The organism is Dyadobacter sediminis, from assembly GCF_005860765.1.
Classification (GTDB): Bacteria; Bacteroidota; Bacteroidia; order Cytophagales; family Spirosomataceae; genus Dyadobacter; species Dyadobacter sediminis.
Genome location: NZ_VCEI01000021.1, coordinates 163,418 through 186,834, shown reverse-complemented (window position 1 = coordinate 186,834; position 23,417 = coordinate 163,418). Strand labels below are relative to the sequence as shown.

Annotated in this window: 18 protein-coding genes; 8 read left to right on the top strand and 10 right to left on the bottom strand. The window is 46.8% G+C overall.

Annotation, left to right across the window (positions count from 1 at the left end; genetic code table 11):
* Positions 1 to 38: 38 nt before the first annotated feature.
* From FEM55_RS08135 to FEM55_RS08115, 5 genes are all read right to left on the bottom strand, one after another.
* The gene (locus FEM55_RS08135) at positions 39 to 1,583 is read right to left on the bottom strand and encodes a SusD/RagB family nutrient-binding outer membrane lipoprotein (protein WP_138280844.1); all 1,545 of its coding nucleotides are present in this window, start codon (positions 1,581 to 1,583) and stop codon (positions 39 to 41) included.
* A gap of 21 nt (positions 1,584 to 1,604) precedes the next feature.
* The gene (locus FEM55_RS08130; RefSeq protein WP_138280843.1) at positions 1,605 to 4,985 is read right to left on the bottom strand and encodes a SusC/RagA family TonB-linked outer membrane protein; all 3,381 of its coding nucleotides are present in this window, start codon (positions 4,983 to 4,985) and stop codon (positions 1,605 to 1,607) included.
* A gap of 166 nt (positions 4,986 to 5,151) precedes the next feature.
* On the bottom strand, positions 5,152 to 6,282 hold the full coding sequence (locus tag FEM55_RS08125) for a TIGR03364 family FAD-dependent oxidoreductase (protein ID WP_138280842.1): 1,131 nt from the start codon (positions 6,280 to 6,282) through the stop codon (positions 5,152 to 5,154).
* Between the two features lie 19 nt (positions 6,283 to 6,301).
* Positions 6,302 to 7,012, bottom strand: coding sequence for an HAD-IA family hydrolase (locus FEM55_RS08120; RefSeq protein WP_138280841.1), 711 nt, complete (start codon positions 7,010 to 7,012; stop codon positions 6,302 to 6,304).
* Positions 7,013 to 7,309: 297 nt separating this feature from the next.
* Positions 7,310 to 7,888, bottom strand: a complete 579-nt coding sequence (locus FEM55_RS08115; protein ID WP_138280840.1) for a helix-turn-helix domain-containing protein — start codon at positions 7,886 to 7,888, stop codon at positions 7,310 to 7,312.
* 459 nt (positions 7,889 to 8,347) lie between these two features.
* Between FEM55_RS08115 and FEM55_RS08110 the strand changes: the two genes are divergently transcribed.
* From FEM55_RS08110 to FEM55_RS08095, 4 genes are all read left to right on the top strand, one after another.
* The gene (locus tag FEM55_RS08110; protein WP_138280839.1) at positions 8,348 to 8,908 is read left to right on the top strand and encodes an RNA polymerase sigma factor; all 561 of its coding nucleotides are present in this window, start codon (positions 8,348 to 8,350) and stop codon (positions 8,906 to 8,908) included.
* A 120-nt stretch (positions 8,909 to 9,028) separates the two neighbouring features.
* Complete coding sequence (locus FEM55_RS08105) at positions 9,029 to 10,003, top strand: FecR family protein (RefSeq protein WP_138280838.1); 975 nt, start codon at positions 9,029 to 9,031, stop codon at positions 10,001 to 10,003.
* Between the two features lie 213 nt (positions 10,004 to 10,216).
* Positions 10,217 to 13,735, top strand: a complete 3,519-nt coding sequence (locus tag FEM55_RS08100) for a SusC/RagA family TonB-linked outer membrane protein (protein ID WP_171036507.1) — start codon at positions 10,217 to 10,219, stop codon at positions 13,733 to 13,735.
* A 19-nt stretch (positions 13,736 to 13,754) separates the two neighbouring features.
* Entirely contained in the window at positions 13,755 to 15,533 is a 1,779-nt protein-coding gene (locus tag FEM55_RS08095; RefSeq protein WP_138280836.1) for a RagB/SusD family nutrient uptake outer membrane protein, read from the top strand.
* A gap of 179 nt (positions 15,534 to 15,712) precedes the next feature.
* Here FEM55_RS08095 and FEM55_RS08090 read toward each other — a convergent pair whose 3' ends face one another.
* Both FEM55_RS08090 and FEM55_RS08085 read right to left on the bottom strand, forming a co-directional pair.
* Complete coding sequence (locus FEM55_RS08090) at positions 15,713 to 16,081, bottom strand: hypothetical protein (protein WP_138280835.1); 369 nt, start codon at positions 16,079 to 16,081, stop codon at positions 15,713 to 15,715.
* Positions 16,082 to 16,206: 125 nt separating this feature from the next.
* The gene (locus FEM55_RS08085) at positions 16,207 to 17,136 is read right to left on the bottom strand and encodes an EamA family transporter (protein ID WP_138280834.1); all 930 of its coding nucleotides are present in this window, start codon (positions 17,134 to 17,136) and stop codon (positions 16,207 to 16,209) included.
* 87 nt (positions 17,137 to 17,223) lie between these two features.
* Between FEM55_RS08085 and FEM55_RS08080 the strand changes: the two genes are divergently transcribed.
* The 4 genes from FEM55_RS08080 (at position 17,224) to FEM55_RS08065 (ending at position 20,033) form a co-directional block, all read left to right on the top strand.
* Positions 17,224 to 17,856 (top strand): CGNR zinc finger domain-containing protein, encoded by a 633-nt coding sequence (locus tag FEM55_RS08080; RefSeq protein ID WP_138280833.1) that lies wholly within the window; start codon positions 17,224 to 17,226, stop codon positions 17,854 to 17,856.
* A 109-nt stretch (positions 17,857 to 17,965) separates the two neighbouring features.
* A complete protein-coding gene (locus tag FEM55_RS08075) occupies positions 17,966 to 18,466 on the top strand; it encodes a hypothetical protein (protein ID WP_138280832.1) in 501 nt (166 codons plus the stop codon).
* Between the two features lie 15 nt (positions 18,467 to 18,481).
* Positions 18,482 to 18,853, top strand: a complete 372-nt coding sequence (locus FEM55_RS08070; RefSeq protein WP_138280831.1) for a DUF983 domain-containing protein — start codon at positions 18,482 to 18,484, stop codon at positions 18,851 to 18,853.
* A gap of 76 nt (positions 18,854 to 18,929) precedes the next feature.
* Positions 18,930 to 20,033, top strand: coding sequence for a Fic family protein (locus FEM55_RS08065; RefSeq protein WP_138280830.1), 1,104 nt, complete (start codon positions 18,930 to 18,932; stop codon positions 20,031 to 20,033).
* A gap of 2 nt (positions 20,034 to 20,035) precedes the next feature.
* Here FEM55_RS08065 and FEM55_RS08060 read toward each other — a convergent pair whose 3' ends face one another.
* From FEM55_RS08060 to FEM55_RS08050, 3 genes are read right to left on the bottom strand one after another with little or no spacing between them, the layout of a single operon-like run.
* The gene (locus FEM55_RS08060; RefSeq protein ID WP_138280829.1) at positions 20,036 to 20,263 is read right to left on the bottom strand and encodes a DUF2905 domain-containing protein; all 228 of its coding nucleotides are present in this window, start codon (positions 20,261 to 20,263) and stop codon (positions 20,036 to 20,038) included.
* 21 nt (positions 20,264 to 20,284) lie between these two features.
* Entirely contained in the window at positions 20,285 to 20,812 is a 528-nt protein-coding gene (locus FEM55_RS08055) for a DinB family protein (RefSeq protein WP_138280828.1), read from the bottom strand.
* Between the two features lie 17 nt (positions 20,813 to 20,829).
* Positions 20,830 to 23,313 carry a YfhO family protein gene (locus tag FEM55_RS08050; RefSeq protein ID WP_138280827.1) on the bottom strand — a complete coding sequence of 828 codons (2,484 nt, stop codon included), beginning with the start codon at positions 23,311 to 23,313 and terminating at the stop codon, positions 20,830 to 20,832.
* Between the last annotated feature and the right edge of the window lie 104 nt (positions 23,314 to 23,417).

Sequence of the window (23,417 nt, the reverse complement as noted above, 5' to 3'; positions counted from 1 at the left end):
CACAATACTTTTGATAACATAGTTTTTAAGTTAACGTATTACTGTTTATCCCACCAGACGCGCGTTTTCAGATCATCTGCGCCAAGCCAGCTTACGGCTTCATTGTAATTTGCCTGATTAATCCTGATTTCATCCGCAGGGTACAAAATCCTTCTTGGCACATAACCGGGACCAATCGGGCCAACGGGAATAGCAGGAAATCCGGTGCGCCGCCATTCCGACCAGGCTTCATAACCGACCATATAAAGTGAGATCCATTTCTGCAGGGCGATTTTTTCCAGTTTCTGCGGCTGCGTTCCGGCATAGGCAACGGCGGGTTGTGTAAAATAGCTGTCACTCACCGAAATGCTCGCGGGCGTAAGTTTCAGATAAGAAGTTGCCAAGTTGGACGAAATGCGGCTGCTGTAATACTTGAACTGATCTTTGATGCCGTTTTTGTAATACGTTTCCGCCGCTGCCGATCCGCCTGCAATAAATCCCTTTTCAGCTGCTTCCGCCAGAATAAACTGTACTTCCGAGTAACTGATGATGATTCCCTGTCCGGCCGTTGCAGACGCCAGATCGGGTGAATACTGAATAGACATCCACAACATGCCCGTCGGCGAAGTAAGGTTGTTGTCCGGGAAATTTCCGATGCCGTTCAGGTCGCCCGCATACTGAAAGTTTTTAGGATCGGGGCGGTTGCCGTTTGCATCCACGGCGCTGCTTGCAGGTGTTGGCAATGCATAAGCATACAATCGAGTATCGTTCAATGCTTTCAGATAATCAACCAATTGCTTGGTGACTTTTGTATTGGTTCCGCCGTTGCCGGAACGGTAAAAAGGAGATTCGTTCGACGGACGATCTACGAGATACTGCAATGCTGCCTGATCTTCGTAGGAAGTGAACAACGGATATTTGGCAGGATTTTCAACAATGGCTTTCATGGCCGCAGCCGGATCTACTCTTTCTGACTGGCGCAGCAGCAAACGCAATCGCAGGCTGTTTGCAAACTTTTTCCAGTTCGCCATATTTCCATTGTACAGAATATCGCCGGTTACAGGCTCGTTTGTGCTTCCAAGCAGATTATTGGCTTCTTCCAGATCGGCCAGCAAGCCGGCATACACCGCTTCCTGCTGCTCGAATTTCGGCGCACTGATGCCCGTCAGCTTTGCATTGGCAGCTTCCCGAAAAGGAATCGGGCCGTACAGATCAGTCAGGCACTGAAACATCCAGGAACGGAGCACCAATGCAATTCCTTTGTAACTTTTCTGATCCTGCGTTTCGGCAATGCTGATGACCTCGTTCAGATCTCGGATGTAATCATAATAATTCCAGAAAAAATAACTGCTTGCATCCGAACGCGCCCAGTTGCTGAAATTACTGGCATAATCGGAAGCCAGCATGTTGGCAGCGACACTTCCGCGGTTGTAGGAATTGTCGTAATGGCTGTTTACCGCACTGCGGATCACGTTTGGCAAAAGCAGACCGACATTGGTCACTTTATCCGGCGAATTGGGATTGGTATTGATTTCTTCAAAATCCTTTGTACAGCTTACTCCCGTAAGCAGGACAAAAAAGAGTATATAGCAAGACTTTTTCATGATCACAAGGTTTTAAACTGTTCAGAAATTCAGATTGATACTCACACCCATTTCCCTTGTGGAAGGCGTACTCATATTTTCAAAACCGGGGATCAGACCGCCGCCCGATGTAGCTGTGGCCACTTCCGGATCAAAATGCCTGTTGCTTTTCGGCGTAAATAACAGCAGGTTCCTTCCCGTTACGGAAATCCTTGCATTTTTAATGTACTTGCCCGAAATCCATTTGGTCGGTAAGCTGTACCCGAGCGACAATTCTCTCAGCTTGAAATACGTGGAACTGAAAATCTGTGCTTCTGAAATATGGTCTAACGGTTTTTTGATAAAATAGCGGGCATTGGTTCCGTAAACGCCTGCGCTGTATGTTCCGTCCGTGCTTGTATTATTCGGCTGAAAGCTTCCGTCTTCCATTTGTGCAGCGCCCGGAATGTAATACGGTGCGTCATATTCCGTTCCGGCAGCACGCGCAGAACGGCCCATTGCACTTTCTTCCAATTGTCCGGCTCCCGCCGCCTTGTTGAAAAAACGGGAAATAAATTCGCCGCCGAACTGACCGCCGAAAGCAAAGTTCAGACTGATGTTTTTATACGTAAGCTGATTATAAATCCCTGCGATCCAGTCCGGGTTATAGTTTCCAAGATGAATGTCTTCGGAAGTCGGCCGCGGATAAGCATCGTTAAAAATAATGATCTCGCCTTTCATAGGTCCGTCCGCAACGCGCTGATAACCCGGGCCCCAGATCGCACCCATTTTCTCGCCTACTCTCGCCTGAATGGACGCATCTTCACCCGGCGCAGCCTGAACGATCTTGTCCACCTCGCTTGTCAGCGAAACGATTTTTCCGGTATTATGCGACCAGTTGATATTGAAATTCCATTTGAAACTGGCCGTACTGACCGGTGTCGAATTGATCATGATCTCCACACCGGTATTTTTGATTTGTCCGGCATTGATCTGCTTGGAAGTTGCACCCGAACTCTGAACAAGCGGCAGGCTGATGATCTGGTTTTTGGAACGGATATCGTAATAAGTCACATCCAGCCCCAGACGATTGTTAAAAAAGCCGACTGCCGCTCCAAACTCATACGTAGAAGTGATTTCCGGCTTAAGATTCGGGTTCAGCAACGATCCCGGCCCAACGAGCGCATAGTTGTTTGCCCACGGACTTGCATTGCCGTACGTATTGTAAATGGAATAAGGACCCGTATCGTTTCCGACCTGCGCCCAGCTTCCGCGCAACTGCGCCTGACTGATTCCTTTCGGCAGATTCAGAATGCTTTTAAGGTTTGTATTCAGGCCAACGGACGGATAAAAGTAGGAATTGTTATTCTTTGGAAGCGTACTCGACCAGTCATTCCGCGCATTGATGTCCAGATAAACCAGATCTTTGTAATTGAAATTAGCCACGCCGTAAACGCTGTTGATCCGCTTTTTATAGCTGCTGGAATAACCCGTTAAAGGGCTCGCCGCATTCTGGATCGTGTAAATGCCGGGAATCAGCAGCTGCGGCGCAGTGGTGCTTTCGCTGTGTCCGGAATTGTCGAAACGGTTGCCGCCGGCTGAAAAGGTGTAGCCAAAATCACCGTTACCAAATGCATTGGTATACGTTAGAAGAAAATCTGTGTTCCGTTCTTCGTTCTTGATTTCGGTAAATGAGTAACTTCCGCTTTCCACATCCACGGTGCTCACCGCCCATTGCATCGGCCGGAAATCGTTGTAAAGATCCGCCGCAGAACGCAGTTTCAGTTTCAGGTGATCGGTAAAGGCATATTCCAGCGCAATGTTTCCGTAAACGCGGTCCTTGTTCTGGCCTTTGGTATTTTCATACTGCAGGAAAAAAGGATTGTTGTGGTTTTCGCCATAGTTGTACTGAAACTGCCTGACGCCTTCCAGCCCCGGCTGCCAGTAATTCCGCAGACTGTTGATGTTGACATTTCTTCCCATCCACGTAAAAAAATACATGAACGTATTGCGGCCGTAGCCGTTGTCGGGACGGTTGGTACTGCTTTGTTTTACGTAATTGATATTAATGGAAGAAGTCAGTTTCTTCGTAAGATGATAACTGCTGTTCAGATTGACCTGATAACGGTTCAGGTTGTTGTTCGGGATAACGCCTTTTTCATTCAGAGAAGTCAGTGAAAGCCGGTAATCGCCGTTTTCATTGCCGCCGGAAAATGCAAGGTTGTTATAATATTTGGATCCGCTTTTGAAAAAATCCTTGATGTTATCCGGCTGTGAAACCCATGGTGTCCGAATGATATCACCCCGGTTGTTGATGGCAACGTCGCCGCCGCGGAAACCGTTTGTAGTCGGTGAGTCAAACTGCGCTTCCGTAGTCCCGATGTTCATGCGCGGGCCCCAGCTTTCATCGTAATCGTCGTTATCGCCGCTCGGGTACGCAGACCAGCTTGCACCGAAGTTGGAACCCTCGTATTTGCCGTTGTTTCCCTGCCCGAAGTCGTTCTGAAATTTCGGAAGTCTTCCGACACTTTCGCCAAAGAAATAGGAATTGAAGCTTACGCCCAGCCCTTTGCGGTTGCTGCCTTTTTTGGTCGTAATCACAATGGCACCCCGCGCGGCACGCGAGCCGTACAAGGCAGCAGCGGCCGGGCCTTTCAGCACATTAATGGATTCGATGTCGGCGGGATTGATTTCCGAAGAACTGTTTCCGTAATCGGCACTTCCGGTGTTGCTCGTGCCGTCATTGCCGATGGGCACGCCGTCAATGACGAAAAGCGGCTGATTGCTCATAATGGACAAGGAAGATTCTCCGCGGATCGTAATCCGGGAAGAAGAACCCACACCGCCTGCGCTACTGATGTTCACGCCGGCGACTTTCCCCGAAAGGTTATTGACAAAGTTCGTGGCTGGCGATTCGTTCAGTATTTCTCCGGTAACCTGCTGCGTGGCATAGCCAAGCGATTTTTTCTCTCTTGTTATACCCAAAGCCGTTACGACAACTTCGTCCAGTACGTTGGTATCTTCCTGCAACGTAATTGCCAGTTCTTTCTGGTTTCCGACGACAAACTGCTGCGTTTTATATCCGATAAAAGAAAAAACCAGCACGTCGTTTTCCGAATCAACGGAAATGGAAAATTCGCCGTTTGCATTCGTTGTAGTTCCTTTCTGGGAATTTTTTACAATGATGTTTACACCGGGAAGCGCCTGACCGTTTTTATCTCTGACAACACCGTTTACATCCAGGACTGAAGTCGCCTTTTTCCCTAACGTTATACCGACATACGCAGCACGTGAATTCCCTGAATTTCCTGTTATTTTGTTTTCTGAGGCAAGCCGGTTTGTCGTACCTCCGGCCAGCAGCGCTGCATGGGTCGTGACGATCATGCCCAAGGCAAGCCATCCGTACCGCATCAGAGGAATGGATTCAGTAAATGTAGCTTTCATAAATATGATTGGTTTATTGTGTTCAGCTGAGGCCGCAAGTCTGTTGAAAAACTCCGGCTGTTAAATCAAAACAAAATCCGCTGGCTTCCGACCTTATAAGCCCGTCCTGCATTCCTGATCCATATTTTTATGCTTTCAGCACTGTGCTACATCTGACTTTTCCCTTCTATAAAGCCCGGTAAGTACCACCAATCACTTCATCGCACAAGCCAAATGACAAGGTCATTCCGTTGCCGCCCAAACCGTTGATAATCGTTACCCCGCTTTCCGGCTTTATTACGATTTCCGACTGTCCGTTGGTCATTTTCGGGTATATTCCGTGCCATGTCTGAAAAACCTTCGGCGATCTGAACTGTGCGAATGTTCCGAGATAATCCAGAATCATCGTATTGATAAATTCTCTGTCAAACGGCTCGAACGTCAGTGCGTATTCGTGCGAATCACCGACTGTGATTTCGCCCAGCCCGTTTTGTGAAGCCATGACGTGAATTCCCCATTTCAAATATTCGCTGTATTCTTTTTCGTAGCGTTCTTTCAGCCCGGCCAGGGACGCTGCCGCTCTGAACCCGTGGTAATGAATAAGTGAAAGTCCGCCGCACAATGATGGCCCTATTTTCCAGTTATCCGGCTGTGCTTCAAGCCTGAGCATCTGAAGCTTGCATTTGGTAAGCGGCGCCTCGGAAAATTTTTCAGGATAAAGCGTTTCAAAATCCTGTCCGCTGCAAACGAATAGTTCGTCCGCCGACCAGCTTTTTCTACCGGAATAAACATTCGGATAATCTATTTCCGAAATGGCCGTATCCCAGATAAAATCAACATTCAAAGCCGACTGCAGGAATCCGGGAATTTCGGCAATTGCTTCCCGCGGATCGACAATCATTTCATCTGCCGAAAACAGGGAACCAAGCAAATCCTTGCCGTTAACTGCCGGTGATTTTGCCAAAGTTTCCTCCGCACTCAGCACGCTGACCGGCCTGTACTGGCTTACTGCCGCAAATTGTTCCAGCACCTCCATTTCATCCTGCCGGTAAGCCATATGCAGACTTCCGCCTTCATACGACCAGCATCCGGCTCCCGCCAGCATTTCTTTCCAGATGCTTTTGGCATGCAAAGCCCTTTCGTACAGCTTTCCTTCCGGCTGACCAATCGGCCACACCATTCCGAAGTTACGGATGGAAGCGCCTATTGCCTTGGACGACCTTTCAATAACGGTTACTTTATAATTTCTGACAGCCAGCGCCCTTGCGGTTGCAAGCCCGACAATTCCTGCTCCGATGACAATAGCAGATTTATTCATTCTGATTCAAATTAATCGCCTACAAACTTTTCTGAGCCGCATACGCATTGCTCTCTGAAATAATCCCGATTATGTCCGCAATGTTGTCGATGATGTGCGTCGGGCCGTAAGGCAGTAATTCTTCACGCGTAAAAGCGCCCGTTGTAATCCCGATCACATACTTGCAGCCGGCATTGATGCCTTCATTCACATCTACTTCGGTATCACCTACTTTCGCCACTTTTTCGGGAGAATCAATTTTCAGCGCATGCATGATTTTCCGGATCATGTCCGGGTATGGCCGGCCGTTTGGCACTTCGTCACTCGCAACCAGCATGTCTATTTTATCCTTCCAGCCAAGCCGGTCCACAATTACATCCGCGATATCTCTGGAAAAGCCGGTGTTCAGCGCTATCTTAATGCCTTTTTTACGCAATGCACCAAAAGTTTCCTCCACACCCGGAAGCGGCGCAATGTCCTGTGTCGTACTGTAAAAATGAAGCATGTGCTGCACAAACTCCGCATGGATTTCCGAAATCAGTGCATCCGTGATTTTGCTTTTATCCTCTTCCCGCATCTCGAGAATCATTTTTATCGCCAGCGGTTTCTGATAACCCATCAACGGATTTACATCTTCCGGCGTAATGTCGTAGCCGCGCGATTTCATGGCTTGCTGAAATGCAATTCCCACGTAATTTTTGTCCCTGACCGTGGTTCCCGCCATGTCAAAAACAACAAGTTCTGTAAACATCTTACCTGAATATTAGTGAACTGATTTAAACTTATATGCTACCTAAACCAAAATGATAAATCCTGAATATTGTAAAGTAATATTAAACGATTCAAGTTGCTAAAAATTCGGCTGTAAATCTTATGAGGCTTAAAAATATAAGTTTATTATTCAGAATGCAAATAAAATAGCACCAAATGTTAAGTAAACATTCATTTACATTATTCAGCATACAAAGATGCAGCACAAAAACCGAAATCAGATTAAGAGAATGTTAATTAATATTTAACTTTTGAGAGAATTTAAAACAAAGTACGTTTACTGCGCCTCATTGAAGAAATAAATGACAAGCAGCAAAACCTCGCCGCAATCGATGCACCTTGGATTGTGCAGCTCGTTGGCATCAAAAAACATGGAATCGCCCTGATTCAGAACATACTTGTTTTTCCCGACCGTATATTCCACCGAACCTTGAAGCACATATTTGAACTCGTACGCATTGGTACGGACCATGGGCCGGCGCGCATCTTTTTCCAGCCGCAGCAGCACTACGTCGATATGATTGTCCTTGAATTGCTTGCTGAAAATGCGCTGGTAAAAAAAACCCTTGGCATTTTCCTTTGTAAAAGGCTGATATTCTTCCTTTCTCCGGATAAGCACATTTTCGCCGGGCGCAGTGGAAATAATGTCCTTGAAAAAAACATTCAGGTCTATGTCAAGCGCCTTGATCAGTCCGAGCATAACGGGCAGTGACGGAATAGTCCGGCTGTTTTCAATCTGCGAGACAAGGCTTTTGGTAACGCCCGCTTCGTCCGCGATTTCCTGAAGCGTCACGCCTTTATTTTTTCTTACTTCTTTTAATTTGTTACTGATCTGGAAAAGGATGTCTTCCTGCATATTCCTAATTTAAAGTGATGTTTTGCCTGTCGTTCATTTTCGCACAAGATAATTATTTCCTTAATTCATAAAATCCTTTATGCTGACAAACAAGCTTTTAAGTAAATCCAGAGGAACTTTTTCTGCTTTGGCGAACTTTGGAAAACAGGCCATAATTCCGGCAATGTTACAAAATGCCTGCAAATAGATCAGCAAACCTTTAAAAACACCCACACGGATGCAAAGTTACCGCCACCCCGCGTATGCATGCCCAGAAGCGAATGTAAGTACCAAATGGATAAACTTGATTACCACAAAATAAAATATTGATATTTTTATTATTAATAGAAAATTATCTTACATATAACTTCAAGCGCCATTTTTAATATTGCAATTGTATGATATTCCCGTTTGCTGTCGGTTAATTTATTTTATATTTGGTAAACAAATAAGCGCGCTCCTAAACGACCTGTAAATAAAATGAATGATTTCCGAAACTTCTCCGATGAAGAGCTTGCCGCTTTGATGAAGGACGGAGAAGAAGGTGCATTTGATGAAATTTACAACCGCTACTGGGACAAGCTTTTTTATGCAGCGCACCGGCTGGTAAAATCCGCAGAAATAGCCGAAGAAATCACACAGGACACTTTTATGCTGTTCTGGATCAAGCGGCAGACACTGGAAATCCAGTCCGTGAAGCCGTACCTGGCGGCTATGCTCCGCTACGAGGTTTACCGTTATCTTGCCAAATCCAGACAGGCGCTGGAACTGGAACTTACCATGAAAGAGCAGGCCGTACGCTCGGTTTCCATGGATCAGGAAATTGAAAACAGGCTTTTGCTGGAAATTATCCGGAATCTTACCAACAAGCTGCCTGAAAAATGCCGCCTTGTGTTTCAGTACAACAAATTGCAGGACCGCTCTTTGTCCGACATTTGCAAAGAACTCAACATATCGCATAAAACCGCCGAGGCACATCTCACCAAAGCATTAAAAATGGTCAGGGAAAACCTTAGCAGCGTTGCTCACTTTCTACTCTGAACCTCCTTTTATCCCAAATTTTAATTGGCTTTAACAAAAATCCCTGTTTTTATATTTTCAACTAAGGGGTTTTACAAGAATTCCTACTCTAAGTAATGCAAAGGCTAAATCCGCTTTGCAATGACACAGGAATACATCAGGCAGCTTGCTGGAAAATTCGTGAGCGGAACGGCCTCGGAGGAAGAAAAAAAGATTTTACATGATTGGTACGACCAAATGGCTTCCGATGAACAGCCACCGGAAACGGTTTTTACCAACAATCCCGAAACTGCTGATGAAATAAAAAAACGCATGCTGTCCGGGCTGAAAGCCATGCAGCAGCCCGGAAACCGAAATCCGGACTGGATATTGCTGAAAAGACTGGTAAACTGGACAACGGCAGCAGCCGCATTGATCATCGCAGGATTTTTGTTCTGGACAAACAGCCATAAACCGGCCAGTCCGGAAATGCATCTGGTGCAGGCGCCTTTGGGCAAAACGCTGAAAGTACACTTGCCCGACGGATCGTCGGTATGGCTGAATGCCGGTTCCAGCATGCGTTATCCCGATCATTTTGCAGGAAAAACCAGAGAAGTTGTATTAAAGGAAGGGCAGGCGTTTTTTGATATTGTGCATTTGTCCGGAAAGCCGTTTGTCGTGCATGCCAAAAAGCTGGATATTACCGTACTCGGAACTTCATTTGACGTAAAGGCTTACAAAAACGACCGCCACATCAAAGTCTCCGTCAAGACGGGGAAAGTCGGCGTGACGCTTCGTGACAAACCGGAATCGCCGGCATTGCTGCTGCTGCCTGCCGAACAGGCGGTACTTCCCGAAAAAACAGCAAAAATCCAGGTGGCTGAAATCAGCAAGCCGGCCATTGCATCATGGAAAGACAACCGCCTGGTTTTCGAGGACGAGCTGTTATCCGAGGTTTTTAACGTGCTTGAAAGAAAATACAGAAAGCATATCATCATAGAAAAAGAAAATCTCTCAACAGAGAAAATTTCATTTACACTGGATAACCAGCCGATAACCGACGTACTGAAAGTAATGAGCTTTTCAAAGAAATTCAATTACTCACAATTAAACGACAGCACCATAGTAATCAGATAAGAGCGCGCAAAAAGACGGGTTGTTTTCAAGGAAGGCAAGCTCGTAAAATACCGGAGACACGGCAAATGTCCCCGGCAATGATCATCCCGTCCGCTATGCAATGCTTGGAACCATGAGTAGCAGGAAAGGAAAGAGTTTAACAGTTTACACCTTAAACATCAGACAAATATGGTGAATTATTACCATAAGGGAATTCCCTTATTCAAAAAATGTATGCGCATTTCTACGCTTATTCTGGGCATAAACATGCTGAGTACGGCCTTGCTGATGGCCGGCACCACAGAGGCTCAGCGTGTCAACATGGATGTAAAGCAGACGAAGGTCAAAACGGTATTCAGGCAGATCGAACAGCAGACCGGCGTTACGTTTGCTTTTGACGAAAAAATGCTGCGGAATGCACCGCAGGTAACGCTTTATGCCATGGGCTTGCCTGTTCCGGCTATTCTGAAACTCATTGAAAAACAAACGTCGCTGGAATTCAGTCAGGTCGGCAACATGATCGGGGTTACGGAAAAAACGGCAGCAGAGAAAGTGCAGGAATCCGCAGCAGAAACAGCACAGGCAGCCTTGCGGCCCGTAAAAGGCAAGGTTACCGATGACAAAGGCGAAGCTTTGCCGTCCGTTGCGATCCGGGTAAAAGGAACCAATGACGGAACCATGACGGACCTCGAAGGCAATTACAGCATTGACGTTGCCGGCGATGAATCCATTCTTATTTTCAGTTTTATCGGTTTTACCGCGCAGGAAGTAATGGTTGGCACGCGGACTGCACTGGACATTAAGCTGCTGCCCGACGTTTCCACGCTTTCGGAACTGGTGGTGACGGGTTACGGCGCACAGCGTAAAAAGGACCTGATCGGTGCCGTTTCTGTTGTGGACGTGGAGCAGCTGAAACAAACGCCGGACGCACAGGTTGCCAATCAGTTGCAGGGACGCGCATCCGGCGTCACGATCATCGGTTCCGGACAGCCGGGCGAAACGCCGCAGGTTCGTATCCGCGGTCTGAACACATTCGGAAATAACTCGCCGCTTTATGTAATCGACGGCGTTCCGACCACTTCTATTGCTGACCTGAACTCCAATGACATTGCAAGCATGCAGGTCCTGAAAGACGCCGGCTCTGCTTCGATTTACGGTTCGCGTGCAGCCAACGGTGTAATCATTATTACAACCAAAAAAGGCAAAGACAAGGTAAAAGTGAATTACAGCGCATGGTATGGCGTACAAACGCCGCCGAAAGGGAATGTCTGGAATACACTGAACCCGATGGAACAGGCGCAGCTGAAATTTCAGGTTCAGAAAAATTCCGGCCTGCCCGTTGGCGATGATCAGTATGGCCACGGCGCAACGCCGGTTCTTCCGGATTACATTTTGCCGACCGGTGCCAAAGAAGGCGATCCGGCCACAAACCCGGACTTGTATTACGTCAACCCGAACTATACTTCCGTGGACGATTTCAACACGTTCAACCAGATTGTAAAGGCGAACAAAGCGGGTACCGACTGGTTTCATGAAATATTCAAACCGGCACCTTCCACAAGTCACAACATATCACTGAGCGGCGGAAGCGACCAGGGCAACTATCTGTTTTCATTAAATTATTTCAATCAGGAAGGTGCGCTGACGAACACATATCTGAAAAGGTACACCATCCGCTCCAACAGCCAGTATAACATCGGCAAGCACATCCGCATCGGCGAAAACCTGGCTTACTCCATTACAGACAATCCGAAAACAGCCCTTTCGGATGGCGGCTCGGCTATAGCATTTTCTTTCCGTATGCAGCCGATTATACCGGTTTACGATATTATGGGCAATTATGCAGGCAGCCGTGCTTCCGGCATGGGCGATGCGTTTAACCCGGTGGCCATGCGTGACCGTACCCGATACAACAAAGGACTTGACAACCGCCTTTTCGGCAATGTATTTGCAGAAGTAGATCTGTTCAAAAACTTTACGCTGAGAACCAGCCTGGGCGGAGAGAACTACTCCGGCAGATCGCGTTCCTTTGCTTTTCCGACTTACGAAAACAAGGAAAACAGCAACACCAATACGTATTCGGAAAGCGCTTACTCAGGCTTCAACTGGACGTGGACAAACCTTGTCACATTCCACAAGACCATGCAGAAGCACGACCTTACAGTCATTGCCGGAACAGAAGCGTATAGTGGCAAGAGTTACGAACTTGGCGGCGATACACAGGGTTATTTTTCTTTTGATCCAAACTACATGAATCTCGGGACCGGCTCGGGAACAAGAAGCAATTACAGCAGCCGCAATGCCGATGCCCTTTTTTCCCTGATCGGAAGACTGGATTACATTTACAATGACAAATACCTGTTCGGCGCGGTTTTAAGAAGAGACGGTTCTTCCAAATTCATCAATGAACGATATGGTTTGTTCCCGGCTGTGAGTGCCGGATGGAGAATTTCACAGGAAAACTTCATGAAAGGCATCAGTTGGCTCGACGACCTGAAACTGCGTGCTAATTATGGCGTTATGGGGAATCAGATCAACGTAAATACAGGAAACGCATTCACGACTTACAGCTCCAACCGCCGCAGTTCTTATTATGACCTCGGCGGAACCAGCGGCAACGGCGCATTGGAAGGATTTGAAAAAAGCCAGATCGGAAATCCGGATGCAGTCTGGGAAAAAAACATCAGTACGAACATTGGGATTGATGCCACTTTCTTCAAAGGCAGGCTGGACCTGATTGCAGATTATTACGTCAAGGAAATCAAGGACCTTCTTTTTAACCCGTCCCTGATCGGCACAGCTGGTGGCGGAACGGTCCCTTTCGTGAATATCGGTCAAATGAAAAACAAAGGGATTGATCTGCAGCTTAACTCGCGTTTTGATCTTGGACAAGACCTTAAAATGAACGCAACGCTTACTTTTACGACTTACAACAACAAGATCCTGAAAGTAACGAACAGCAGCAATTATTTTGACCTGGAAGCCCGCGGGTTCAATGGTTCTTCCATCGTCCGCAATCAGGTCGGAAACTCGATCGGTCAGTTTTTTGGCTATAAAGTAATCGGCTTCTGGAATTCGGATGAAGAAATTGCCGCTGCCAACGCGCAGGCTGTGCAGCAGACCGGCGATGCAAATGCCGTATATCAGGACGGCGCTGCGCCAGGACGATTCCGTTATGAAAACAGCAACGGTGATGGCCAGATTACCTCTGCCGACCGCACCATGCTCGGCAATCCGAACCCGGATTTTAGCTACGGACTGAACCTTGGATTTAATTACAAACAATTTGACTTCAGTATGTTCCTGTACGGCGTTCAGGGAAATGAGATCTGGAACCAGACACGCTGGTGGAGCGATTTCAACTCGTCGCGTTCCGGAGCAAAAAGCAAAACTGCACTTTACGATTCCTGGACACCCGAAAACCACAATGCCAAAGCGCCGATCCAGGAAAATTCAAGCTCTTTCAGTACGATCAATGTTCCCAATTCCTATTTCGTAGAAGACGGATCTTATCTGCGGGCAAGGAATATTCAGCTTGGCTACACGTTTTCTCCGGCATTTCTGAAAAAGATCAAAACGCAGCAGTTCCGCATTTATCTTCAGGCAACCAACCTATTTACAATCACCGGCTATTCCGGCCTCGATCCGGAAGTCAGCAGAAATTCAGGAAACAGTCCGACGGTATTCGGACTGGATGAAGGCTCCTACCCTTCTTCCAGACAATATACGGTGGGCATTAATCTTACTTTTTAACATTTATCCGAGACACGATATGAAAAAGAGAATCCAGCATTGGATCGTTCTTTGTTTGATGGCAGGATTTCCGGTTCTGCAGGCATGTAAAGACGATTTTTTAGATCAGCCCGCTTTGGGTGCGCTGAGCGATGAAGTGCTTGCAAACGAAAAAGGGATTAACGGACTGCTGACCGGCGCCTATGCCGCACTGGACGGGCAAGGTGATTTCAACGGCGGAAACGGCTGGGAAGCGCCGCCCGACAACTGGGTTTACGGTTCCATTCCCGGCGGCGAGGCGCACAAGGGAAGCGACGGCGGCGACCAGACTCCGATCAACACCATTGCCACGTTCAGTACCGGAGCGGAAAACGGTTTTTTCAACACAAAATGGAGAGCGTTATACGAAGGCGTTTCCCGGACCAATGCCGTACTTAAATTACTGGCTTCACTGGAAGGCGTTTCTGATGCGGAAAAAGCCAATATGGAAGGTCAGGCGCGTTTTCTAAGAGGCCATTATTATTTTGAACTTAAGAAAATGTGGAACATGGTTCCATGGATCGACGAAACTACAACGGTTTTCAACCAGCCAAATGACAAGGATATCTGGCCGATGATCGAAGCGGATTTCAGGGCGGCTTATGAAAAACTTCCGGCAACGCAAACACTGGTCGGAAGGGCTAACAAGTGGGCTGCGGGCGCATATCTGGGCAAAACGTATTTGTATGAAAAGAAATTTGCAGAAGCGATTCCGGTATTTACGGAAGTGATCAGCAGCGGCGTTACAAGCAACGGCCTGAAATACGATCTGGTTTCTTTCAAGGACAATTTTGATGCGGCTACCAAAAACAATGCAGAATCCGTTTTTGCCATCCAGATGGTGGCCAATGACGGAACACTGGACATTACGAACGCGAACATGGGCGGCATGCTGAACTTTCCTTACGGAACGGGTGCACCTTTTGCCTGCTGCGGCTTTTTTCAGCCGACTCAGATGCTTGTCAATTCGTACCGGACGGATGCTAATGGCTTGCCTTACATCAACGATTTCAACAGTCATGCCGTGAAAAGCGATCTGAAACTTACTTCCGCAGCACCGTTCACAGCTGATCCCGGCCCGCTTGATCCCCGCCTTGACTGGACCGTTGGCCGCCGCGATGTTCCTTACCATGACTGGGGTTTGTTTCCCGGAATGAACTGGGTCCGCGATCAGGCTTACGGAGGCCCATATGCGCCGAAAAAGAATATTCACCGGCAAAAAACGCAGGATCTCTATGCCGACCTCAGCTCATGGGCACCGGGAAATGCAATTAATGTGCTCGTTATCCGGTTTGCCGATGTGCTGTTGATGGCTGCCGAGGCCGAAGCCAATGCAGGAAGCCTTGCAAAAGCAGAAGAATATGTCAACCGCATCCGGATAAGGGCAGCGGACAAATCGGGCTGGCTTTACAAGTACATCGACAACAGCAACCCGCTTGCCGGATTTTCCACAACGCCGGCGGCGAATTATGTGATCAAACCTTACCCGGCCGGCACTTTGGCGGCAAAAGGAAAAAGCGAGGTTTTGAAAGCCATTTACTTTGAGCGGGGCATCGAACTGGCGATGGAAGGACACCGTTTCTTTGATTATGTGCGCTGGGGAATTGCAGAACAAAGCCTGAACAATTTCTTCACTTACGAATCCAAAGTGACGACGGATCTGGCTGGCGCCAAGTTTATCAACGGCAAAAACAACTATTTCCCGATTCCGCAATATCAGATTGATATGAGTGTGGTGAACGGAACGCCGTTGCTGAAACAAAATCCGGGATACAACTGATTTTCATTTGGAAGCATAAAAAAATGCTGTCGGGAAATAGATCCTGACAGCATTTTTTTATTTATATGTAGTTGACTGTTGGCTGTTAGCTTTTAGCTATTAGCTGTTGGCTGTTAGCTTTGAGCCTTTAGCTGTTGCTTTGAATTTCCGGGAAATTGGCGGTTTGGCTGTGAAAATTATCAGATTCTTTTTAATGCAGGATCATAGAAACTTTTCCATACGTCAATAGCTTGCTCCAGTGTATCCGGCGGCGTTTCAAGATATGCCTTGATTTTGACCAGATTTTCGGACTGGGAATCATTGGCGGCGTATCTTACGAGATTAACCAGCAAGTTGTCAATTTCCATCGAACTCACATGCCAGTTTTTGCTGTATTTGGTAAACCATTCTTCATTGAGAAACACATATCCTGCATACCGGTAAACATCCGAGAAGCCATAAGCATCAATAACGACAGGCTCCGTTGGCCATTCCTGATCAAGTTCTTTGTCGCTGAAACGCTCCCTGCCGTCACCCAACAGCGCTATAAATCTGTAAGTTTTTACCATTTTCTTTGACAAAATATGTTGTAATCTGAGGTGCTCCTATTTTCAAAGTTAAACTGAAAGCACAAAAGTTATCAATCTTTATGTAAAAGTGAAGTTTTTTAAACTTTTTGAAGTGTGACCGACAGTTATTTTGAAAATAAACGCACATTCCGGTATTCCGGGAATTTCGTAAGCAGCACGCCCAGCAGAATCACGACCAGTCCGGTGATCTGCATACAGGAAAAATTTTCGCCTGCAAGCAGCCAGCCTGTAAAAACAGCTACAACCGGATTAACATACGTATGCGTGCTCACCAGGGCAGGCGGCCGGATGGTCATCAGCCATGTAAAAGCCAGAAAAGCAACCATGGAACCCATGGTGATCATATAAACAAGCCCGCTCCATGAAGCAGTTGAAATGCCGCTGAAACTGAAACGTTCCCATTCGCCGGTGATCAAAGCCAGAAAAGCACTGAAAATTCCGGCTGCCATCAGCTGGATGCTGGTGATCATGGTGTTGGAATAAGCTTCCGTATTTGTCTTTTTACCGTATAAAGAACCCAAAACCCATAAGAGGGCGCTCAGAATGAGCACCAGGTTTCCGGCCAGCTGCATTTCCTGTGCGCCGGCTTTCGGAACCGAGGCCGAAGAAAACAGCAGAAGTCCGGCAAAGCCAAGCAGCAATCCGGCAATAACCGTTTTTTGTGAAAAATAATAACGCCACATGCTGCGCTCAAACAAGATGAACATAAACGGCTCAGCGGCAATTATCGTGGCGGCATGGCCCGGTCCCACATACTGCTCCGCCCAGGTTACCAATCCGGAGCCGCCCACCAGCGCAATGGTGCCGCTTACAGAAGACGAAAACATGATTTTCCGGGGTGGAACCCTGCTATTTTTAGAACGTGCATAAAGAAAGAGCAGCAATCCGGCTGTAAAAAAACGAAAGGTACAGAAAATGAACGGCGGAAATCCGTCCAGACCGAATGCAATTCCGATGTAAGTTGTACCCCAGATTACGTAAATGGCCACAAAAGCAAGTATAACTTTCCATTGCGATTCGCTGTTACTTTGCATAACTTTAAATTCTTACGTTCCAAAACCATTTACATCGTAAAAATATAGTATTTTTATTACGTTCAAAATTTATTTAGCTGGTAAGTTATGTCCATTAAAAGAACGCTGGAAACCATTACGCTCGATGGCGGCACTTTGCCTTTCCACTTTATCAATACCGTCCGTGACCGGAAAGTGGAGAATGTCCATGATTACCTTACTGCTTACGACGACATCATCACATGGAGCCGGCGCATGGAATTGCTGGATGAAGCCGGACTCGGAGCGTTGCAGGAATTTGCACAAACAAACATTTCAGAGGCTACAAAAGCATTTGAAAAAGCCATTGACCTGCGGGAAACCATGTATGCACTGTTTTCAGCCATTGCCGCCGGAACCGGACCGGAAACTTTCGTTCTTGAAAAATTCAATCTGTTTCTTTCCGAAGCTTTGTCGAAAACCGGCGTTTCATTTCATCAGGATCAATACGTAACGGACATCGTGCATACCGGAATTTCACTGGACAAACCCATCTGGCTTGTATTGAAAGACACATACAGACTGCTTCTGGAAGACGACAGAAAAAGAATAAAAGAATGCCGGAAATGCGGCTGGATATTTCTTGACCACACCAAAAACAACACCAAATTATGGTGCAATCCGCTGATATGCGGCAGTACTTCCAAGTCCTCGCGGTATTACCACAGCAAAAAAAAGCCGGGCCCGACTCCTGGAAGCTAGCCGGAAAAATGAACATATAATTTTAAAATACGTTCAGTATTTTACAGCTCGGTATCCAGGGAACAGGGCTGGAATTTGTAGTTGCTGTACAGGAAATAATTTTAAATCGATGATCAGAATTTCAACACTCCCGCTTATCGAAAGCATTGATCAGTTTTATCATGCCAGGCAGATTTTGCTAGTGGACGTGCTTTTTGTCGGCGACACACCGAGAAACATGCGTGAGTATATCAAAAACAATCACGGCGGTTTTATATATGACAAGAAAACATACATTCCGATCACGCTTACGGGAGATCCGGAAAGTCTGATCGCCAACATTGGCAAGCCCATTATTTTCAAGTTTGACAAGGGTTTTGAAAATAATTATCATTTCAACGGCAACCTGAAAGAAGCGATCTGGTATAAGAAACTGTACGATATGTCGGCATATGCGCATGATACGTCCATTGCATTTGAGCGCGAAGAAGCTTTTATCATTGAACGTTATCTGTCCGGCGCAAAAGAATTTACGGAACCGGAAATAGAAACCAGTTTGCTTGCCTTACCCGCAAAACCTGCATCCATCGGATTAAAAGCCATGAAAGGTTTGAAACCCGTCCGCAAATAGCCGTACCCTGTTTTCATGTCAAAGCTTTATAACATTCTGAGCCTGAAATGCCCGCGTTGCCGAAAGGGAAAACTGTTTGCCAAACACAATCCGTACAGCTTCAAAGGCAGCCTGGACATGCCGAAACATTGTCCGGTTTGTGATCAGGATTTTATGATCGAACCCGGTTTTTACATCGGTGCATTATGGACCAGCTTCCCGATTGTCATTCTCATCATGGCTATTTTGTCGGTCATTCTGCTGATCGGTTTTAAAATGGACCTCAATTGGTTTTTTGTTACGATTGCGGTTGTTCTGTTTTTGTTGCAACCCGTTATTATCCGTCTCGGTAGGGCCATATGGATTCATATTTTTGTGGATTACGAAAAGACATTGACTGAAAAGTAATTTGCTTGCGGAGATTAATCAGCCTATTCTCCGCATATATGCGGAGAATAATGAATATATTCACAGCAAAAAGAAAATGGCTCAGTATATTCATCAAAAAGCGGAATGGCCTGCATTCGCTTGGCAGGATGCGGAACTTTCAGAAATACTGGGTAAAGTAAAGTATGCGCAGGGCAAGTTAGCCGGCAGAATGGATGCACTGGGATTTTCGGTACGCAGTGAGGCCATGCTGAACACGCTGATGGAAGATGTCCTGAAATCAACGGAAATCGAAGGAGAAATCCTGAATCCCGAACAGGTACGATCTTCCATTGCCCGGCGCCTTGGACTGGAAGTTGCGGGTCTGGTACCTTCCGACAGGAATGTGGATGGCATGGTGGAAATGACACTGGATGCTACTCAGCATTATAACAGCTTACTGACAAAAGACCGTTTGTGTGGCTGGCAATCGTCGTTGTTTCCGTCCGGCAGAAGCGGCATGTATACAATCACAACAGGAAACTGGAGAAATAATGAAAAAGGCCCGATGCAGGTTGTTTCCGGTCAATTGGGTAATGAAACCGTTCATTTTGAAGCCCCCGATGCAGACCGGATCGAAAAGGAAATGGACACTTTCCTGCACTGGTTTAATCACCACAATGATACCGATCCGATTATCAAGTCAGGCATTGCGCATTTGTGGTTTGTAACCATTCACCCGTTCGATGACGGCAATGGCCGCATAGCCAGAACCATTGCAGATATGCAGCTTGCGCGCTCAGATAACAGCACACAGCGGTTTTACAGCATGTCGCTGCAGATCAGGCTAAAAAGAAATGCATATTACAATGTGCTGGAAAAAACCCAGAAAGGCTCGCTGGACATTACAGACTGGCTGCAATGGTTTTTAGCATGTCTTTACGATTCACTTACTTTTACCGGCGAGACCCTGAATAACGTTCTGAAACGTACCGAATTCTGGGACAAACACAGCGGAACACCTCTTAATGACAGGCAGCGGCTGATGATCAATAAAATACAGGAAACCTTTTTCGGTAAACTGACTTCTTCCAAGTGGGCCAAAATAACCAAATCGTCGCAGGATACGGCCGGAAGAGACATTCAGGATTTGATTGCAAAAGGTATTTTAAGGAAAGAAGCCTCCGGCGGAAGAAGCACTTCCTATGAACTTGTCTGGTGAAATCAGCCAAAAAACTTTCTCACCAGCCAGATGATCAGGTTCAGCAATCCGCTCAGAAGCAGCATGGTGACAACCGGAAAGTAAAATCTGAAATTCTCCTTTTCTACACGGATGTCACCCGGCAACCGGCCAAGCCAGTGCAGCTTGTCACTGAACAGATAAATAATTGCGCCGATCACAACAACTGCAATCCCGATGAGAATGAGGTATTTGCCCGTAATTTGCGACATACTGAATGCAGTTTTTAATTCTTATGCAAGCATGTTCAGGGCCAGCTTGATATGCGCCAGATGATGCTGCGCATGCCATACGGACATGGCCAAAGCCTGTTTCTGGCTAATATCAATTTTACGCAAAGGATGAAAATACGTAACTGCCAACTGCTCTTCATGCAGCGACTGCGCAAAAAGTGCATATCGGTAATGTACGCCGTGCAGCATGTTCAGAGAAACGGAAACAGGTGCCTGAAATGAATCCGGCGTTTCGGCCCATGCATTCATATCGATCAGCGTCACTTCCTTGTAATCCGGTTCGGTAACGGCTTTTTTCATGCGCATATAATGAAGAAACTGAATATCAGCCACATGATGAACCAATTGCCGGATATTCCAGCTGCCTTCACGGTATGTTTTTACAAGATCTTCTTCAGCAAGGTTTTCGACAAGCCTGCTGTAATCAGCGGCAATATTTGCAATAACTGAAATAAAATCTTTTAATTCTTCTTTTGTATAATCTTCCTGCAACACAAGCGGTCCGATCGGAAATTTACGGTCTGTCATAAAAGTTGCTGATAGTATTAAACTGTTTTCTTACTTTTTACTTCCACAAAAACAGCTCCGGCAACCAATGCCAAAAGCAATAGTGAACTGACAAGATCGATCTTGCTTCCCACACTGACAGAAACGGGTTCAAAGCTGAAACGGATCGTATGCTTGCCGGCAGGAACACGAAGCGCACGAAGCACGTAATTGGCACGCATCATATCCGCAGGCTTATCGTCAATGGTTACTTTCCATTCATTCCGGACGTTGTAATAAATCTCGGAAAATACGGCAAGACCTTCATTTCTGCTGTTGCTTTCGTAAATCAGTTCGTTAGGTTTGTAACTGATCAGACTGATTTTTGCCGCTGAATCCGGCTGTATGACCAATCCTTTCAGCTTGTCTGCAAAGCGTTGATCTATAATGGCTTCAATACGCGGGTTCAATGAATCCAGCGCACTCATTTCGGCATCTGCATTCGGTACAACGCGGTATTTATCAACAAACCAGCCGTGTCCGTAAGCACCCGGATTAGGCTGAGCCGTTTTGTTTCCCTGCTGGTCTGCCTGAATGATGTATTTCGTATTCAGCATGTTCAGAATGCCCGGATTCGGATTTTGCTTGGCAATCTGTCTTTCAAAAAGCTCCTGGTAACGACGCAGTTTGGCGCCGTGATATCCGCCAATAGACTTGTGAAAATAAGACGCTTCCGCACTCTGGAACGGAGAAGTGGACGCATCCAGCACCTTGTAATCCGGATCGGTATCTTTCAGGATCAGTTCGTCGGCAGGAGAAGGCGTCATGGGTGCCTGCGAAGCATAGTTGCTTACAAAGTCGTCATTGTTCAGGTACCGCTTGTCTACGCCGAACAGATCAAAGATCATAATCAGGATAAACGATGCATAAAAAATGACCGGTTTTATTTTGTCTTTCATCCACAGCCAGACAAGACCCGCTGTTAAAAGCACAAAAACAAGACTACGGATCGCGTCGCCTTTCATCAGGTCCCGGCGGTCATTCAACATGGCTTCCAGAATCTGGACCGCAAAGTTTTTATCCCCGGACATTTGCGTAAATGCATCCGTAATCTGCTGATCGTTGGCCGAACGGAAGTCAAAGAAAACGCCTGGCATCAAAGCCATCAGCAACGTAATTCCGCCAACAATTCCCAGTGTAATCAGGAACGGTCTCTGAAAATCTTTCCATGCCATTTCCCGCCGGACAATCATTTTCAGTGCCAGCATTCCAAGAAAAACCATGATCAGCTGAACAAGCGCCAGCACCATGGTCATGGCCCTGAACTTGTTGAACATCGGAAAGTAATCGAAAAACAGGTAATTGACTCCTGCCAGGTTTTTACCCCAGGCCCATATCACAAACAGGACAGTTACTCCCGCAGACCAGTATTTCAGCGGACCTTTTACAATAAATAGACCCAGCACAAACAGGAAAATCACAATGGCACCGGCATACGCAGGACCGCTCAGAATAGGCTGATCGCCCCAGTAAGTAGGAACCATACGCATGATGTTCTGGACTGCGGCTGCATCCGCAAGCCGGCTTGCGAGCAATTTGTACGTTTCGGAAGTACCTGAGAAATTGCCGTTTGAAGCACCGCCGTATGCATTCGGAACGAGCAGGGTCAATGTTTCGCCAATTCCGTAACTGTACTGAAAAGCATAATCCTTATCCAGTCCGTCGGTTACGATTTCTTTGCCGGGTGTTTTCAGCGCAGTAAGTTCGGGCTTGCCGCGGATGGTTTCTTTGGTATAATCATAAGCATTCCAGAGGCGCGTTGTATGCGTGCCCAGCGAAACCACAGCAGCCAGCGCCAGCCCTGCCATAATAAACGAAAGCTGTTTTACACGATTTTCCTTTATATAAACCCAGCTTTCAATGGCCACCAGCACGATAATGCCTATTCCCAGATAATAAGTAATCTGAATATGGTTTGCATACAGTTCCAGCGACAAAAACAGTGCAGTTAGCGCGGCGCCGGCAAGCCAGTTTCTGCGGAAAGCAAGCAAAACGCCCGCCAGTACGCCCGGAGCATACATAATGGCAATGACTTTGGAAACATGCCCGGCTTCGAGACTGACGAGGTTAAAAGTGGCAAATGAAAATGCAATGGCGCCCAGCGCTGCGAGCCAGCCGCCTGTTCCGAGCACAAGGAACAGAACATATGCACTCACCAGGCCGATCAGGATATAGTTGGCCGGCGCAGGCAAAAGCTTGTTAATGCCCTGCCCGAGCTTGGTGGAAATACTGGTGGGATAATCGCCGGCGACAAGGTAAGCGGGCATTCCGGCAAACATCCCGTTTGTCCAGCTGGACCATTCGCCGGTTTTTTCATGATAATCAATTACTTCTCTGGCAGCGCCTTTGGCCTGAATGTCATCATGCATGTTCAGCTTCTTGCCCTGCAGAACAGGGGAAACGTACATGACAGACAAAGCCATAAAACCAATTACAGCTACAAGATGCGGCCATATGCGTTGCCAGGAAATCAGATTTTTCATTTTGTTAGTATTAAGCTGACGGGTATTTTCTACTTGGTTACTGTAAATTTTACGGCCTGAAAAAACAGGACTTCAGGATCATTAATCGTTTAAACGAACGCCTG

What these genes read in the sequence shown, in the direction of transcription:
- FEM55_RS08135 (WP_138280844.1), bottom strand. Translation starts at nt 1,583, where the DNA reads ATGAAAAAGTCTTGCTATATACTCTTTTTTGTCCTGCTTACGGGAGTA.
- FEM55_RS08130 (WP_138280843.1), bottom strand. Translation starts at nt 4,985, where the DNA reads ATGAAAGCTACATTTACTGAATCCATTCCTCTGATGCGGTACGGATGG.
- FEM55_RS08125 (WP_138280842.1), bottom strand. Translation starts at nt 6,282, where the DNA reads ATGAATAAATCTGCTATTGTCATCGGAGCAGGAATTGTCGGGCTTGCA.
- FEM55_RS08120 (WP_138280841.1), bottom strand. Translation starts at nt 7,012, where the DNA reads ATGTTTACAGAACTTGTTGTTTTTGACATGGCGGGAACCACGGTCAGG.
- FEM55_RS08115 (WP_138280840.1), bottom strand. Translation starts at nt 7,888, where the DNA reads ATGCAGGAAGACATCCTTTTCCAGATCAGTAACAAATTAAAAGAAGTA.
- FEM55_RS08110 (WP_138280839.1), top strand. Translation starts at nt 8,348, where the DNA reads ATGAATGATTTCCGAAACTTCTCCGATGAAGAGCTTGCCGCTTTGATG.
- FEM55_RS08105 (WP_138280838.1), top strand. Translation starts at nt 9,029, where the DNA reads ATGACACAGGAATACATCAGGCAGCTTGCTGGAAAATTCGTGAGCGGA.
- FEM55_RS08100 (WP_171036507.1), top strand. Translation starts at nt 10,217, where the DNA reads ATGCGCATTTCTACGCTTATTCTGGGCATAAACATGCTGAGTACGGCC.
- FEM55_RS08095 (WP_138280836.1), top strand. Translation starts at nt 13,755, where the DNA reads ATGAAAAAGAGAATCCAGCATTGGATCGTTCTTTGTTTGATGGCAGGA.
- FEM55_RS08090 (WP_138280835.1), bottom strand. Translation starts at nt 16,081, where the DNA reads ATGGTAAAAACTTACAGATTTATAGCGCTGTTGGGTGACGGCAGGGAG.
- FEM55_RS08085 (WP_138280834.1), bottom strand. Translation starts at nt 17,136, where the DNA reads ATGCAAAGTAACAGCGAATCGCAATGGAAAGTTATACTTGCTTTTGTG.
- FEM55_RS08080 (WP_138280833.1), top strand. Translation starts at nt 17,224, where the DNA reads ATGTCCATTAAAAGAACGCTGGAAACCATTACGCTCGATGGCGGCACT.
- FEM55_RS08075 (WP_138280832.1), top strand. Translation starts at nt 17,966, where the DNA reads ATGATCAGAATTTCAACACTCCCGCTTATCGAAAGCATTGATCAGTTT.
- FEM55_RS08070 (WP_138280831.1), top strand. Translation starts at nt 18,482, where the DNA reads ATGTCAAAGCTTTATAACATTCTGAGCCTGAAATGCCCGCGTTGCCGA.
- FEM55_RS08065 (WP_138280830.1), top strand. Translation starts at nt 18,930, where the DNA reads ATGGCTCAGTATATTCATCAAAAAGCGGAATGGCCTGCATTCGCTTGG.
- FEM55_RS08060 (WP_138280829.1), bottom strand. Translation starts at nt 20,263, where the DNA reads ATGTCGCAAATTACGGGCAAATACCTCATTCTCATCGGGATTGCAGTT.
- FEM55_RS08055 (WP_138280828.1), bottom strand. Translation starts at nt 20,812, where the DNA reads ATGACAGACCGTAAATTTCCGATCGGACCGCTTGTGTTGCAGGAAGAT.
- FEM55_RS08050 (WP_138280827.1), bottom strand. Translation starts at nt 23,313, where the DNA reads ATGAAAAATCTGATTTCCTGGCAACGCATATGGCCGCATCTTGTAGCT.